General features: G+C 42.9%; 16 protein-coding genes and 1 tRNA gene. 15 read left to right on the top strand and 2 right to left on the bottom strand.

From position 1 onward, the window contains the following. The first annotated feature begins 11 nt into the window (after nucleotides 1–11). The 11 genes from trmD (at nucleotide 12) to DW152_RS09640 (ending at nucleotide 7,084) form a co-directional block, all read left to right on the top strand. The gene (gene trmD / locus DW152_RS09690) at nucleotides 12–758 is read left to right on the top strand and encodes a tRNA (guanosine(37)-N1)-methyltransferase TrmD (RefSeq protein ID WP_118288516.1); all 747 of its coding nucleotides are present in this window, start codon (nucleotides 12–14) and stop codon (nucleotides 756–758) included. A gap of 114 nt (nucleotides 759–872) precedes the next feature. Continuing rightward, nucleotides 873–1,220, top strand: a complete 348-nt coding sequence (gene rplS, locus DW152_RS09685) for a 50S ribosomal protein L19 (RefSeq protein ID WP_021859801.1) — start codon at nucleotides 873–875, stop codon at nucleotides 1,218–1,220. Nucleotides 1,221–1,284: 64 nt separating this feature from the next. Beyond that, nucleotides 1,285–1,947, top strand: a complete 663-nt coding sequence (lepB, locus tag DW152_RS09680; RefSeq protein ID WP_118288515.1) for a signal peptidase I — start codon at nucleotides 1,285–1,287, stop codon at nucleotides 1,945–1,947. Between the two features lie 6 nt (nucleotides 1,948–1,953). Beyond that, nucleotides 1,954–2,805 carry a ribosome biogenesis GTPase YlqF gene (ylqF, locus tag DW152_RS09675; protein ID WP_021859799.1) on the top strand — a complete coding sequence of 284 codons (852 nt, stop codon included), beginning with the start codon at nucleotides 1,954–1,956 and terminating at the stop codon, nucleotides 2,803–2,805. Continuing rightward, complete coding sequence (lepB, locus tag DW152_RS09670; protein WP_118288514.1) at nucleotides 2,799–3,359, top strand: signal peptidase I; 561 nt, start codon at nucleotides 2,799–2,801, stop codon at nucleotides 3,357–3,359. Before ylqF ends, lepB (DW152_RS09670) begins: the two co-directional genes overlap by 7 nt. A gap of 93 nt (nucleotides 3,360–3,452) precedes the next feature. Next, complete coding sequence (gene lepB, locus DW152_RS09665; protein ID WP_117537262.1) at nucleotides 3,453–4,019, top strand: signal peptidase I; 567 nt, start codon at nucleotides 3,453–3,455, stop codon at nucleotides 4,017–4,019. After that, nucleotides 4,012–4,683 carry a ribonuclease HII gene (locus DW152_RS09660; RefSeq protein WP_118288513.1) on the top strand — a complete coding sequence of 224 codons (672 nt, stop codon included), beginning with the start codon at nucleotides 4,012–4,014 and terminating at the stop codon, nucleotides 4,681–4,683. Before lepB (DW152_RS09665) ends, DW152_RS09660 begins: the two co-directional genes overlap by 8 nt. Before the next feature lie 26 nt (nucleotides 4,684–4,709). Next, nucleotides 4,710–5,063 (top strand): YraN family protein, encoded by a 354-nt coding sequence (locus DW152_RS09655; RefSeq protein ID WP_021861164.1) that lies wholly within the window; start codon nucleotides 4,710–4,712, stop codon nucleotides 5,061–5,063. A 10-nt stretch (nucleotides 5,064–5,073) separates the two neighbouring features. Beyond that, entirely contained in the window at nucleotides 5,074–5,910 is an 837-nt protein-coding gene (pgeF, locus tag DW152_RS09650; protein ID WP_118288512.1) for a peptidoglycan editing factor PgeF, read from the top strand. A 58-nt stretch (nucleotides 5,911–5,968) separates the two neighbouring features. Next, complete coding sequence (locus DW152_RS09645; protein WP_021861162.1) at nucleotides 5,969–6,856, top strand: mechanosensitive ion channel family protein; 888 nt, start codon at nucleotides 5,969–5,971, stop codon at nucleotides 6,854–6,856. 155 nt (nucleotides 6,857–7,011) lie between these two features. Beyond that, nucleotides 7,012–7,084, top strand: a tRNA-Thr gene (locus tag DW152_RS09640). 144 nt (nucleotides 7,085–7,228) lie between these two features. Here the strand turns inward: DW152_RS09640 and DW152_RS09635 are convergent. Further along, on the bottom strand, nucleotides 7,229–8,026 hold the full coding sequence (locus DW152_RS09635) for an ABC transporter permease (RefSeq protein WP_408640166.1): 798 nt from the start codon (nucleotides 8,024–8,026) through the stop codon (nucleotides 7,229–7,231). Then, a complete protein-coding gene (locus DW152_RS09630; protein ID WP_021861160.1) occupies nucleotides 8,019–8,786 on the bottom strand; it encodes an ABC transporter ATP-binding protein in 768 nt (255 codons plus the stop codon). The genes DW152_RS09635 and DW152_RS09630 overlap by 8 nt, the downstream gene beginning before the upstream one ends. A 136-nt stretch (nucleotides 8,787–8,922) precedes the next feature. Here DW152_RS09630 and DW152_RS09625 point away from each other — a divergent pair, with 136 nt between their 5' ends. From DW152_RS09625 to ppk1, 4 genes are all read left to right on the top strand, one after another. Beyond that, on the top strand, nucleotides 8,923–9,537 hold the full coding sequence (locus DW152_RS09625) for an epoxyqueuosine reductase QueH (RefSeq protein WP_118288510.1): 615 nt from the start codon (nucleotides 8,923–8,925) through the stop codon (nucleotides 9,535–9,537). A gap of 41 nt (nucleotides 9,538–9,578) precedes the next feature. Then, a complete protein-coding gene (gene argH, locus DW152_RS09620) occupies nucleotides 9,579–10,976 on the top strand; it encodes an argininosuccinate lyase (protein ID WP_021861158.1) in 1,398 nt (465 codons plus the stop codon). Nucleotides 10,977–11,001: 25 nt separating this feature from the next. Continuing rightward, nucleotides 11,002–12,087 (top strand): aspartate-semialdehyde dehydrogenase, encoded by a 1,086-nt coding sequence (gene asd / locus DW152_RS09615; RefSeq protein WP_021861157.1) that lies wholly within the window; start codon nucleotides 11,002–11,004, stop codon nucleotides 12,085–12,087. A gap of 223 nt (nucleotides 12,088–12,310) precedes the next feature. Then, a complete protein-coding gene (ppk1, locus tag DW152_RS09610) occupies nucleotides 12,311–14,428 on the top strand; it encodes a polyphosphate kinase 1 (RefSeq protein WP_118288509.1) in 2,118 nt (705 codons plus the stop codon). Nucleotides 14,429–14,440 lie beyond the last annotated feature (12 nt).

The raw sequence follows: 14,440 nt of genomic DNA, 5'->3' as shown, positions 1-14,440 counted from the left end.
AATCATAACAAATGCAGTTTTATATTATGACATTATTTCCGGAGATGGTGATGGGCGGTCTTAAGACAAGTATTATCGGACGTGCGATAAAGAATGAACTGCTTTCCATCGAAGCAATTAATATCCGGGATTATGCATTTAACAAGCATAACAGCGTGGATGATTATCCATATGGCGGCGGTGCAGGAATGCTCATGCAGGCAGAGCCGGTATACCAGTGTTACAAAGCACTGGAAGACAGGATCGGAAAACGTCCGCGTGTAGTCTATCTGTCGCCGCAGGGACAGACATTTAATCAGAAGATGGCAGAAGAATTTGCGGAAGAAGAAGAACTCGTATTCTTGTGCGGTCATTATGAAGGCATTGACGAGCGCGTGCTGGAAGAGATTGTTACGGATTATGTATCGATTGGAGATTATGTGCTGACCGGAGGAGAACTTCCGGCAATGATCATGGTAGATGCGATTTCCAGACTTGTTCCGGGAGTGCTCCACAATGATGTTTCCGCAGAGTTTGAAAGTTTTCAGGATAATCTTCTGGAATATCCGCAGTACTCAAGACCGGAGACATGGCATGATAAGAAAGTTCCGGAAGTTCTGATGTCCGGTCACCATGCCAATATTGAAAAATGGCGCAGAGAGCAGTCTGTCATCCGTACAGCGAAGAACCGTCCGGATCTGCTGGAAAAAGCAGAACTTACAGACAAGGAGAGAATCCTTGCAGCGCAGATACAGAAAGAAATGACAAAAAGCGAATAAAGTTCTTGCTTTTTGGTTAGGATTATGATAACATATCATATGTTGTGAAGAAAATAGATGGTCCTCTGGTACGAAGCGTATTAAGAACATCCAAGTAAACAAGGAGGTCACACAATGAACGATATTATTAAGAATATTGAAGCTGAGCAGTTAAAAGAGAATGCACCGGAGTTCCACGTTGGTGATACTGTAAAAGTTTACGGTAAAATCAAAGAGGGAAACCGTGAAAGAATTCAGGTTTTCGAAGGTACAGTTCTTAAGAAACAGGGCGGAAGTACAAGAGCAACATTCACAGTTAGAAAGACTTCTAATGGAGTAGGTGTTGAGAAGACTTGGCCGCTTCATTCTCCAAACGTAGAGAAGGTTGAAGTAGTAAGAAGAGGTAAAGTAAGAAGAGCTAAACTGAACTACTTAAGAGACCGCGTTGGTAAGAGAGCGAAAGTTAAAGAATTAGTAAAATAAGAAACAGGTTTAAAGAGGACAAGTACATATTTGTAGTTGTCCTTTTCTGATATAAGGGGATCTTATGAAAAGAAAGAGAAGGGCGCTTTTTAAAGGAAGACATTTGCGGAGAAAAGATTTTAAAAGCAAAAAATATCGGAGCAGAAGGTACAGGAGAAAACAATTCGGACAGAAGAAGTTTTCTTTCAAACCGGACCGTTACATCGTTGCAGGCGTTTTCAAATGGATCTTTCAGATTGCAGTAGTCTGCTTGCTGGCATTTGTATCGGTATGGTATTTTGGACAGCGTGTCAGTGTAGTTGGCGATTCCATGAATCCGGTTCTGAAGAACGGAGATGTTGTACTGGTAAATCGGATTGTGTATAATGCTACGACACCGAAGCGGGGAGATATTATTGTCTTTAAACCAAAAGGAAATGAGAACGATCATTATTATACGAAGCGTATTGTCGGATTGCCGGGTGAGACGATCCAGATTATCGAGAATAATGTTTATATAGATGGAAAGAAACTGGAAGAAGATTACAAGACATCGAAGATCAGTGATGTCGGTATCGTAGGTGAGCAGATGAAACTTGCTTCCGATGAATATTTTGTCCTCGGAGATGACAGAGAGAACAGCGATGACAGCCGTGATGCAGATATCGGTAATGTGAAGCGCAGTTATATTTACGGAAAAGCGTGGTTTGTTGCGTTACCGAGAAAACATTTTGGATTTGTGAGGTAAAGATATATGCATTTTCAGTGGTACCCTGGTCATATGACGAAAGCAAAGCGTATGATGCAGGAAAATATTAAATTAATTGACCTTGTGATTGAGCTGGTAGATGCCAGAATCCCGATTTCCAGCCGGAATCCGGATATCGATGAACTAGGAAAGAACAAAGCAAGACTGGTTTTACTGAATAAAGCTGATCTTGCAGAAGATAAATGGAATGATGCGTGGGCAGAATATTTTAAAGCCAAAGGATACTCTGTTGTGAAGGTCAATTCCAAAAAAGGCGGCGGGATCAAGTCCATCCAGGGTGTGATCCGTGAAGCCTGCAAAGAAAAGATCGAACGCGACAGAAAGCGAGGAATCTTAAACCGTCCGGTACGTGCGATGGTTGTCGGCATCCCGAATGTCGGTAAATCTACATTTATCAATGCACTGGCAGGAAAAGCCTGTGCAAAGACAGGAAATAAACCGGGTGTCACAAAAGGCAAGCAGTGGATCCGCCTGAACAAGCAGGTGGAGCTTCTGGATACTCCGGGAATCCTCTGGCCAAAATTCGAAGACCAGGCAGTCGGACTCCGGCTTGCATTTATCGGTTCTATGAAGGATGAAATCTTAAATACAGAAGAACTGGCGGCAGAGCTTATTAAATTCCTCGGAACATATTATCCGGATGTTTTACCGGAAAAATATGCCGTAGAACCGGATGAAGATCCTTATGTAGTACTGCATCAGATTGCGAAGAACCGTAACTGTGTTGTCAGAGGAAATGAATTAAATACAGAGAAGGCAGCCATGCTGTTGTTAGATGATTTTCGTAACGGACGTCTTGGCAGACTGACACTGGAATATCCGGAGGGCGTATGTTAGATAATAAAGAAGAGAAGAAAAGCACAGGGCGTTCATTAATTGGATGGCTTTTATATCTGTTAGTGATCATCGGGCTTGCATATCTTATCGTAACATTTATAGGACAGCGTACAAAAGTCAGCGGACCTTCCATGCAGAATACACTTCATAATGGAGATAACCTGATCGTAGATAAGTTATCGTACCGTTTCCATGATCCGGAGAGGTATGATATTATTGTATTTCCGATCAAGTTTGAAGAAAATACATTTTATATCAAACGTATCATCGGACTGCCGGGCGAGACAGTGCAGGTAAAGGATGGTTACACATATATTAATGGAAAGAAACTGACCAGTGATATATACGGCAAAGAAGTGATGGATGAACCGGGAATTGCCGAAGAACCGGTAAAACTTGGAAAAGACGAGTATTTCGTGCTGGGAGATAACCGCAATGACAGTACGGACAGCCGTGATCCGGATGTCGGCGTACTGAAGAAAAATGATCTGATGGGAAGAGCGTGGCTTCGGATCTATCCGGTTAACAAATTCGGACTGCTCCGGCACAAGTAGCATATCTGCTGAAAACTGCCGACAGAAGGTTTCGCGGACAGATAACGGATGGAAGTTTTTTAGAAAGAGAGCATCCGGAAAGGGGTTTAAAGAATGGCAAAAGGAAAAGAAAAGGAGCGTTCAAAGAGCATGTTAAGAACGATTCTTGGGTATATTTTATACATATTAGTGATCATTGGACTGACTTGGATGATCGTAACATTTGTAGGACAAAGAACAAGAGTCAGCGGACAGTCGATGGAGACGACACTGCAGGATGGAGACAATCTGATCGTAGATAAGATATCTTATCGTTTCCATGACCCGTCGCGCTATGATATTATCGTATTTCCATACAAATATGAAGAAAATACATTCTATATCAAACGAATTATCGGACTGCCGGGTGAGATTGTCCAGGTAAAGGATGGCTATACTTATATTAATGGAAAGAAATTAACCAGTGACATTTACGGAAGAGAAGTGATGGATGAACCGGGAATTGCCGAAGAACCAATTAAGCTTGGCTCCGATGAGTATTTTGTGCTGGGAGATAACCGGAATCACAGCCAGGACAGCCGTGATCCGTATGTTGGAGTATTGAAGCGGAGTGATCTGCTTGGAAGAGCATTTATCAGAATTTATCCGCTGAATAAGTTCGGAGTGATCAAACATGAATAAAAGAGAAGAAGAGAGACTGCGCAAGAAAGAAGAGAAGCTTAGAAAAGAGCTTGAGAGACTGGAAGTTATGTCCGCGTACGAGAAAGAATATGCGCAGTATACGCATATCTGCGGGATTGATGAAGTCGGACGCGGACCGCTTGCGGGTCCGGTAGTGGCGTGTGCAGTTGTGTTGCCAAAAGACGTTACGATATTATATCTCAATGATTCTAAGAAATTATCTGAGAAAAAAAGAGAATTACTCTATGATGAAATTATGGAAAAAGCTGTTGCAGTCGGGATCGGTGCAGTTGGTCCGGCAAGGATTGATGAGATCAATATTTTGCAGGCAACTTATGAAGCAATGCGGATGGCAATTGAGGATCTGACAGGAAAACTCGGAAAAAAGCCGGATCTGTTGCTCAATGATGCGGTGACGATTCCGGAAGTGGATATTCCACAGGTGCCGATCATCAAGGGAGATGCGAAGAGTATTTCCATTGCAGCGGCAAGTATCGTAGCGAAAGTCACAAGGGATCATCTGATGATTGAGTACGACCAGGTTCTGCCGGGGTATGATTTTGCAAAAAATAAAGGCTATGGAACAAAAGCGCATATTGCAGGCTTAAAAGAACTTGGAGCGACACCGATACACAGGAAAACATTTATTACACATTTTGTATAGGACAAAGATGAGGACAAGATCTGTTTATGAGAGAGAATAACAGAGCAATCGGAAGCAAATTTGAGAAAGAAGCCGGTGCATATCTTAAGAAGCACGGATATGAGATACTGGAATACAATTACAGATGCCGTGCAGGCGAGATTGATATTATCGCAAGAGACGGTGAATATCTTGTCTTCTGTGAAGTAAAGTACCGGAATGGTTCGTCCGGCGGACATCCGCTGGAGGCTGTTGATGTGAAGAAGCAGAGGACGATCGCACGATGTGCAGGAATTTATCTTATAAACCACGGATTATCTGAAGTACCATGTCGGTTTGATGTGATTGGAATTATGAATGACGAGATCTGTCTTGTAAAAAATGCATTTGAGGCGTATTAGGAGGAGCGATATGCTGGGATTCAAATATAAAAATGACGAACATATTTTTAATGAAAAGATAGTAAATGATGTGCCGTTTCTTTCGTACCCGCTGTTCGAAAATACTGGGATTGTAAATCATGGATTTTCTACAAGACTGGGTGGTGTCAGCAAAGGATGCTGGACATCTATGAATATCAGTATCACAAGAGGCGATGATCCGAAGGACGTGGAAATCAATAAGGAACGTATCGCAGGTGCAATCGGTGTACATAAGGAAGACTTTACCTACACACACCAGACACATACGACGAATGTTGCACGTGTCATGCCGGAGGATAAAGGCAGACATTTTATGGAGACAGACGGACTGGTTACAAATGTGCCGGGGATCTGCCTTGTAACATTTTACGCAGACTGTGTACCGCTTTTCTTTGTAGATCCGGTGAAGAAAGCGATTGGACTCAGCCATTCCGGATGGCGTGGTACAGTCGGCAAGATGGGAAAAGTAACAGTAGAGAAGCTTGTGAAAGAATTCGGCAGTGACCCGAAAGATATTCTTGCTGCGATCGGACCTTCGATCTGTCAGGACTGCTATGAAGTGAGCGAAGATGTAATTGAAAAATTTAAAGAAGCTTTTGATGCGTCACTCTGGGAAGAATTATTTTATAAAAAAGAAAATGGAAAATACCAGTTAAATCTGTGGCGTGCCAATGAGGCAGTCTTTGAAGAAGCCGGTATTTTAAAAAAACATATAGCGGTGACAAATCTCTGCACACACTGTAACCCGGATCTGCTGTTTTCACATAGAACAACAGGCAATGCGAGAGGCAATTTAAGTGCGTTCCTGGCATTACAAGAAGTGTAAGAGAAAGCATATGTAAGAAAAAGCATATATAAAAATATGCAGGAGGATAATAAAATCTATGGATGACACAACAAAAACGGTAGAAGCCGCAACAAAGACGACACAGGATACGGTTAAAGAAGTCAGTCAGTTTACGACATATCTGCAAAATCATATTCCCGATTTGATCTCTTTTGGAATAAAAGTAGTATTTGCACTTGTGTTTTTCTTTATTGGAAGAATTGTAATCCGCTGGATTCGCAAACTCGTACGAAAATCCATGCAGCGCTCAGGTGCTGACAAAGGTGTAGAACAATTCGTTGATTCACTTTTAAAGTTTTCATTATATTTTCTTCTGTTATTTATGATCGGAACGAAATTTGGAATCGATGCTTCTTCTGTAGCGGCATTGATCGCATCCGGTGGTGTGGCAATCGGCCTTGCCATGCAAGGAAGTCTTTCCAACTTTGCGGGTGGTGTATTGATCCTTCTCCTGAAGCCATTTGAAGTCGGAGATTACATTATTGAAGATACGAACAAAAATGAAGGAACTGTAAAAGAGATACAGATCTTTTACACGAAACTGACAACGATTGATAACAAGACAATTGTCATACCGAACGGGATACTGACGAATAACAGTCTGACCAATGCGACAGCGAAGGACGAGAGACGTCTGGATCTCAAGGTAGATATTTCCTATGATGCGGATCTTAAAAAGGCGAAAGCAATGATCATGGATGTGTTAAATGATGATCCGGCAGTGCTCCGAGAAGATGAGATTGTCGTATTTGTAGATGAACTGGGTGAAAGTTCTGTTGTTCTGGGTGCCCGTGCCTGGACGAAGAGTGCGGACTTCTGGCAGGCAAAATGGCGTATACTGGAGAATATTAAAGAGAAGATGGATGAGAACCAGATTGAGATTCCGTATCGCCAGCTGACCGTTCATATGAACAAAAACGCATAAGGACGAAGTCTGGAACAGATTTAAAAATTAGACTGGTTTGAAAATGGAAAAGCCGATTTGAAAATCAGTTTGAAATCGGTTTCGTAAAAAAGTTCTTGCAAAAGTAAAAAAATCAGGTATAATATAATTTGTGACTGCGAGTTGATGCAGTCCATGCTGGAATAGCTCAGTCGGTAGAGCACTTCACTCGTAATGAAGGGGTCGTCGGTTCAAGTCCGATTTCCAGCTTTTTTTATTATTTATTTTCAGAAGACTTACAGAGAATATATTTCAAAAACCAGAATATGCGATTCAGGATGAATTTGCGTGTTTGTAGAATAAGATATGTAGACAGGACCGTCACGTAGCAGTGAATGGTCCTTTTTGGTTGTTCTAATAACGGCGCCTGCACCGCCTCTCCAGAAGATTGATGAGCGAATAGAGGATAGTGGCAAGGATGCAGAGCAAAAGAATAGACATTAGAAGCCAATCCATTTTAAATACCTGACTTGCGTAGATAATCAGGTAACCAAGACCTTCTTTGGCGGCAAGAAATTCGCCGATGATAACGCCGACCAGACAGAGCCCGATGTTGACTTTCATATTACTGATGATGGCAGGCAGTGAGCAGGGGAGAACGACTTTATACAGCGCATGGAAGCGGCTGCCGCCAAGTGTGTAGATCAGCATCAGTTTCCCGGCATCTACGGTGTGGAAACTTGTATAAAGGTTTAAAATACTCCCGAAGATGGCAACAGACATTCCTGCAACAATGATCGTCGTTTTATTTGCACCGAGCCAGACAATCAGAAGCGGTGCAAGAGCAGATTTTGGAAGGCTGTTCAGCACGACCAAATAAGGATCTGCAATTTCTGAAAGCTTCGGGCTGAACCAGAGAAGAACTGCCATCAGGATACTGATGGCAATGACGAGCAGGAAGCTTAAGAGTGTTTCGTAAATCGTGACACCGATGTGCAGGAAAATGCTCCAGTCAGCAGCCATGCCTGCAAAGCACTGTACAATCTTTGACGGACTGCTGAAAATAAAAGAATCGATGATACCGACATTTGCAGTAAATTCCCAGATAAAGAGGAAACTTAGAAGAATCAGTATCCGGGAAATGTGTACAATGTGTTTATGCCTTCGTATTGTCCTAAGATAGTCCGCGTGTGTTCTGGATATTTCATACATTTGCATTCAGCTCCTCCCAGATCAGATTAAAATACGTTTTAAATTCGGGAGCATTGCGTCTTGCAAGCGGTGTATCCCGATCTAGGTCAAAGATAAGTGGAATCGTCTGCTGTATCGTTGCCGGTCTTCCGGATAAGACAATCACCCGGTCAGCAAGGGAAATTGCTTCTGAGAGATCATGGGTGACCAGAATGGCAGAATTGCCTTCTTTCCGTATGATCTGTCCGATATCATCCCCGACCTGGAGTCTGGTCTGGTAATCCAGCGCGGAGAATGGTTCATCCAGAAGCAGAAGATCCGGATCCAGTACGAGTGTGCGGATAAGAGCGGCACGTTGCCGCATGCCGCCGGACAGCTCAGAAGGTCGGGAATTTTTGAAATTTCCAAGACCGTAAAGATCCAGAAGTTCTCCGGCTTTCTCTTTTGTCTTTGCAGTCAACATATGCTGTACTTCCAGTCCGAGGATGACATTATTGAAAATTGTCCGCCACTCGAACAGCTCATCATGCTGTAACATATATCCGATATTTGTTGTACTTTCCCGCATGTATTTGCCATTGATACGGATCAGCCCCTTTTCCGGAGACAGAAGACCGCAGATCACGGATAACAGGGTAGATTTGCCGCAGCCAGACGGTCCGACGATGGCGATAAATTCTCCTTTGGAAAGAGAAAAAGAAATATCGGCAAGCGCCGGTGTCTCTCCTTCCGGCGTGTGATAGGAATAATAAATGTGTCGAAGTTCAAGCACTTGTTCCATATTTTACAGGCTCCGCACAGGAATTTAATATTAGTTTATGTAAATATAAGAAATAAGTGCAAGTATTTACTTGTCATAGGATTTCAGAAAAGCTATAATTTTGTAGTATGTTAAAACAACAGAGAGAAGGTAACTTATGAATTATCAGAAAGAACTGGACAAGACACTTGAAAAACTGACGAAGGAGGAGAGAGTTCCAAAACTTCTTCTGCACAGCTGTTGTGCACCATGCAGCAGCTATGTGCTGGAATATCTGAGCCAGTATTTTGAGATCACGGTTTTTTATTATAATCCGAATATTTATCCGGAGAGCGAATATACAAAAAGAATCTGGGAGCAGCAGAAGCTTATTGAAGAGCTGCCTGCGAAGCATCCGATATCCTTTATGGCAGGTCCGTATGATAAGGAACGCTTTTATGAGATGGCAAGTGGTCTGGAGCATGTAAAAGAAGGAGGCGCACGTTGCATGAAGTGCTATGAGCTGCGCTTAAGGGAAGCGGCAAGGATCGCTAAAAATGCCGGGTTTGATTATTTTACAACGACACTCAGTATCAGCCCGCTTAAGAAAGCGGAGCGTTTAAATGAGATTGGACAGCGGTTGGGTGAAGAATACGAGGTAGAATATCTGTTATCTGATTTTAAGAAGAAAAATGGATACAAACGTTCCATCGAATTATCGAAAATATATGGACTATATCGACAAGATTATTGTGGATGTGAATTTTCCATGGAAAACCGTGACAAAATGTGATAAAATTATTTACAATATTTTTGTGAAAGGAAGTAGAGCAGATGGCACAATTATGGGGCGGGCGTTTCACCAAAGAAACAGACCAGCTTGTATATAACTTTAACGCATCGATTTCTTTTGATAAAAGATTCTATGCGCAGGATATGAAGGGCAGCATGGCACATGTCAGAATGCTGGCAAAACAGGGAATCCTGACCGAAGAAGAGAGAGACCAGATCCTTGATGGACTGAATGGAATTTTAAAAGATGTAGAAGAAGGAAGGCTTGAGATCACCTCTGAGTATGAAGATATTCACAGCTTCGTAGAGGCGGTACTGATCGACCGGATCGGTGATGCAGGAAAGAAGATGCATACCGGACGCAGCCGTAATGATCAGGTCGCATTAGATATGAAACTTTACACGAGAGATGAGATCAAAGAGCTTAATCATCTGGTGAAAGAGATGATGGAAGTACTTCTTGAGATCATGGAAGCACACCTTGACACTTATATGCCGGGCTTTACGCATTTACAGAAAGCACAGCCGATCACACTGGCACATCATATGGGTGCATATTTTGAGATGTTTAAGAGAGATCATGAGCGACTTATCGATATTGCGAAGAGAATGAATACCTGCCCGCTTGGTTCAGGAGCACTTGCAGGTACTACATACCCGCTGGATCGTGAGTATACAGCAGAACTGCTTGGCTTTGACGGACCGACACTTAATAGTATGGACGGTGTTTCCGACAGAGATTATCTGATCGAACTGTTATCTGCATTGTCTACGATCATGATGCATTTATCCAGATTTTCAGAGGAAGTGATCATCTGGAATACCAATGAATATAAGTTTGTGGAGATTGATGATGCATACAGTACCGGAAGCAGTATTATGCCACAGAAAAAGAATCCGGATATTGCAGAACTTGTAAGAGGTAAGACCGGAAGAGTGTATGGAGCACTTAATTCGTTCCTTACAACGATGAAGGGAATCCCGCTTGCATATAATAAGGACATGCAGGAAGACAAGGAATGGGTATTTGATGCGATCGATACAACAAAGGGCTGTCTTGCTTTATTTACAGGAATGTTAAAGACCATGCAGTTCAATAAAGAGCGCATGGCAGAGAGTGCAAGACATGGGTTTACCAATGCGACGGATGCGGCAGATTATCTGGTAAATCACGGAGTTCCGTTCAGAGATGCACACGGTATTGTCGGAAGACTGGTACTTCTGTGTATCGAGAAGAAGATCGCACTGGATGATCTTCCGTTAGATGAGTACAAGGAGATCTGCCCGGTATTTGAAGAAGATATTTATGAAGCTATCAGCTTAAAGACTTGTGTAAATAAGCGTCTGACGATCGGTGCGCCGGGACACGATGCGATGGCACAGGTAATAAAGATCTGTCAGGATTATCTGTCAGCATATGAAGATGGTGTAAGTGAATAGAGAGAATTAAAGAAGGAGAGAAAAGATGGAACAGAAGTTAAAAGTAGGAATCTTAGGAGCAACAGGTATGGTAGGACAGCGCTTTATTTCTCTGCTGGAAAATCACCCTTGGTTTGAAGTAGTAAAAGTGGCAGCAAGCCCGAGATCTGCAGGAAAGACATACGAAGAGGCAGTTGGCGGACGCTGGAAGATGGACACACCGATGCCGGAAGCAGTAAAGAAACTGGTTGTTGCCAATGTTAACGAAGTGGAGAAAGTAGCTGCTGATGTAGATTTTGTATTTAGCGCTGTAGATATGACAAAAGACGAGATCCGTGCGATCGAGGAAGCATATGCGAAGACAGAGACACCGGTTGTTTCCAACAACAGTGCACACCGCTGGACAAAGGACGTACCGATGGTAGTACCGGAGATCAATGCAGCTCATTTTGAATTGATTAACGACCAGAAGAAACGTCTTGGGACAACAAGAGGATTCATCGCAGTAAAACCAAACTGCTCTATCCAGAGTTATACACCTTGCCTTGCAGCATGGAAAGAATTCGGACCGAAGGAAGTTGTTGCAACAACATACCAGGCAATTTCCGGAGCAGGTAAGACATTCAAAGACTGGCCGGAGATGGTGGAGAACATTATCCCTTATATCGGCGGAGAAGAAGAGAAGAGTGAGCAGGAGCCGCTTCGTGTTCTCGGAACATATGAGAATGGACAGATCACACTTGCCGAGTCACCGAAGATTACATGCCAGTGCTTACGTGTACCGGTTCTTAACGGACATACAGCAGCAGTGTTTATCAATTTTGAGAAGAAGCCTACAAAGGAACAGCTTATCGAGAAGCTTGTAAACTTCAAAGGATTCCCACAGGAAGCAGAACTTCCGAGTGCTCCGAAGCAGTTCATTCAGTATCTGGAAGAGGACAACCGTCCGCAGGTAAAAATGGACGTAGATTACGAGAATGGAATGGGCGTATCCATCGGGCGTCTCAGAGAAGACAGCATGTTCGATTATAAGTTTGTTGGTCTGTCTCACAATACAGTCAGAGGAGCAGCAGGTGGAGCTGTGCTCTGCGCAGAAGCACTTACAGCCAAGGGATACATTCAGGCGAAATAATGATACCAGAGTGCGTTAGCACGTAGTAATTCGTTGGTATCATGATATATAATACCAGATCAAAAGGAAGGCGAGCCGGGACACAATCGGGCTTACGCCTTCCTTTCTTGTCCGTCCGGGCAGAATGTGGTATGATAGAAAACATACGAAAGTAGGATGTAATCTTGTGGGAGCATGCAGAATACAGAAATAATCACGCACAGACAGGAAGGGATGAGAGGACATGAAAAAAGAAATTTTGAATTATACACAGAACCGGGAGCTTTCCTGGCTGGAATTTAATAAACGGGTACTGGAAGAAGCAAGAGATATTACCGTTCCGCTTCTGGAGCGAATGAAATTCGTAGCGATTTTCACAAGCAATCTGGATGAATTTTTCATGATCCGAGTCGGAAGTCTGTTTGATATGGCACATACAGATGCGCAGGCAACGGACAGCCGGTCCGGCATGACACCGATGGAACAGCTTGAGAAGATTTACGCTGCGGTGGCACCGCTTTACAAAGAGCGTGATAAGACCTATGCTGACATCAAGAGTCAGTTGAGTCCTTACGGTGTGTGCGGGCTGGATTTTAAAGAGTTAGACCAGCAGGAAAGAAAATATGTGAAGAAATATTTCAAAGAACAGGTTCTTCCGGTATTGTCTCCGCAGATTGTGGATGCGAATCATCCGTTCCCACATCTTCTGAATAAAGAAATCTATGTAACGGCAAGTCTTACACAGAAAGACAAAAAGAATAAAGTGCATATGGGTATCGTTCCGATTCCGCAGTTTATTTCCGATATTTTATATTTACCAGGCAAGGATATCCGTTATATCCGCATGGAAAAAGTGATTATGGAATATCTGGATCTTGTCTTTACCCGGTATGACATTTCCGATGCAAACTACATCTGCGTGACAAGAAATGCAGACGTTGCGCCGGATGATGAGGCACTGGAAGTAACGGACGATTTCCGCAAACTTATGAAGAGCACCCTGCATAAGAGAAGAAAAATGGCAGTGGTACGCCTGGAAGTAGCTGAGAAATTAAGCGAAGATATGCAGGCATTTTTCTGCGAGAAATTCCAGATCACTCCGGATCAGATTTTCCGGACAAAGATGCCGATGAAGCTGGCATATATTTTTGCAATTAGCGGAAAATTGCCGGAGCCATTGAAGAAAGCGTTGATCTATCCGCCGTTTTTACCACAGCCGTCTGCGGCAGTAGAAGATGGTAGTATCATGCGTCAGATCCGGAAGAAAGACCTGTTATTATTCTATCCATATGAAAGTATGCAGCCGTTCCTGAATCTCATCAAAGAAGCATCGACAGATCCGAATGTGCTGACGATCAAGATTACGATCTACCGTCTGGCAAGTAAGGCGAGACTGGTAGAATATTTGTGTGCTGCAGCAGAGAATGGCAAAGAAGTTACCGTTCTCATTGAGCTGAGGGCAAGATTTGACGAGCAGAATAATATTGACTGGTCTGAGCGTCTCGAAGAAGCCGGATGCCATGTGATCTATGGATTTGAAAATTACAAAGTCCATTCCAAAATCTGCCTGATCACCTACCGGAACCGTGGAGATATCCAGTATATTACCCAGATAGGAACCGGTAATTATAACGAGAAGACAGCAACAATGTACACAGATCTGTCTCTGATGACAGCAGATCCGGCTATTGGAAAAGATGCGTCTGCATTTTTCAATAATATGGCGACGGGCAATCTGGATGGTCATTATACATATCTGATCGTCTCACCGACCAGCCTGAAGCAGAAAATTCTTGTAATGATGGATGAGGAGATTAAAAAAGGCGTAAAAGGACGCATCGTGATGAAGATGAATTCCGTCACAGATGTTGATTTTATTAAGAAAGTGTCTGAGGCTTCCTGTGCCGGTGTAAAAGTAGATCTCCTCGTGCGCGGTATCTGCTGTATTCTTCCGGGTGTACCGGGATATACAGAAAATGTGCGTGTGATGAGCGTTGTCGGACGCTTTCTGGAACATCCGCGTATTTTCAGCTTTGGAGTCGGAAAAGAACAGAAGATCTATATCGGTTCGGCAGATATGATGACGAGAAACACAGAAAAACGTGTGGAAGTTGCGTGCCCGGTGCTGGATGATGAGATTAAGAAAATTATTAATCATGATTTGAAAGTGATGTTAAGTGATAATATCAAAGCGCGTATTTTACAGAAAGATGGCACTTACAGAAAGAGAGAACTGACAGAACCATATATTGATTCGCAGGCAGTTTTCATGGACGAGATGATCCGGGCGGCAGAGAAAACAAAAGAACGACCGAAGAAGAAAAAAGGTCTTTTATCAAAGATAAAAAATATATTTCACTAGGAGTTAGATAAG

This window comes from Dorea sp. AM13-35 (assembly GCF_003473885.1).
Classification (GTDB): Bacteria; Bacillota; Clostridia; order Lachnospirales; family Lachnospiraceae; genus Dorea_D; species Dorea_D hominis.
Note: the sequence above shows the minus strand (reverse complement) of the source record. Positions and strands in the feature narration are given on the sequence as shown.

What these genes read in the sequence shown, in the direction of transcription:
- asd (WP_021861157.1), top strand. Translation starts at nt 11,002, where the DNA reads ATGGAACAGAAGTTAAAAGTAGGAATCTTAGGAGCAACAGGTATGGTA.
- lepB (WP_118288514.1), top strand. Translation starts at nt 2,799, where the DNA reads ATGTTAGATAATAAAGAAGAGAAGAAAAGCACAGGGCGTTCATTAATT.
- trmD (WP_118288516.1), top strand. Translation starts at nt 12, where the DNA reads ATGCAGTTTTATATTATGACATTATTTCCGGAGATGGTGATGGGCGGT.
- lepB (WP_118288515.1), top strand. Translation starts at nt 1,285, where the DNA reads ATGAAAAGAAAGAGAAGGGCGCTTTTTAAAGGAAGACATTTGCGGAGA.
- DW152_RS09635 (WP_408640166.1), bottom strand. Translation starts at nt 8,026, where the DNA reads ATGTATGAAATATCCAGAACACACGCGGACTATCTTAGGACAATACGA.
- pgeF (WP_118288512.1), top strand. Translation starts at nt 5,074, where the DNA reads ATGCTGGGATTCAAATATAAAAATGACGAACATATTTTTAATGAAAAG.
- DW152_RS09625 (WP_118288510.1), top strand. Translation starts at nt 8,923, where the DNA reads ATGAATTATCAGAAAGAACTGGACAAGACACTTGAAAAACTGACGAAG.
- rplS (WP_021859801.1), top strand. Translation starts at nt 873, where the DNA reads ATGAACGATATTATTAAGAATATTGAAGCTGAGCAGTTAAAAGAGAAT.
- DW152_RS09630 (WP_021861160.1), bottom strand. Translation starts at nt 8,786, where the DNA reads ATGGAACAAGTGCTTGAACTTCGACACATTTATTATTCCTATCACACG.
- ppk1 (WP_118288509.1), top strand. Translation starts at nt 12,311, where the DNA reads ATGAAAAAAGAAATTTTGAATTATACACAGAACCGGGAGCTTTCCTGG.
- DW152_RS09660 (WP_118288513.1), top strand. Translation starts at nt 4,012, where the DNA reads ATGAATAAAAGAGAAGAAGAGAGACTGCGCAAGAAAGAAGAGAAGCTT.
- DW152_RS09645 (WP_021861162.1), top strand. Translation starts at nt 5,969, where the DNA reads ATGGATGACACAACAAAAACGGTAGAAGCCGCAACAAAGACGACACAG.
- lepB (WP_117537262.1), top strand. Translation starts at nt 3,453, where the DNA reads ATGGCAAAAGGAAAAGAAAAGGAGCGTTCAAAGAGCATGTTAAGAACG.
- DW152_RS09655 (WP_021861164.1), top strand. Translation starts at nt 4,710, where the DNA reads ATGAGAGAGAATAACAGAGCAATCGGAAGCAAATTTGAGAAAGAAGCC.
- argH (WP_021861158.1), top strand. Translation starts at nt 9,579, where the DNA reads ATGGCACAATTATGGGGCGGGCGTTTCACCAAAGAAACAGACCAGCTT.
- ylqF (WP_021859799.1), top strand. Translation starts at nt 1,954, where the DNA reads ATGCATTTTCAGTGGTACCCTGGTCATATGACGAAAGCAAAGCGTATG.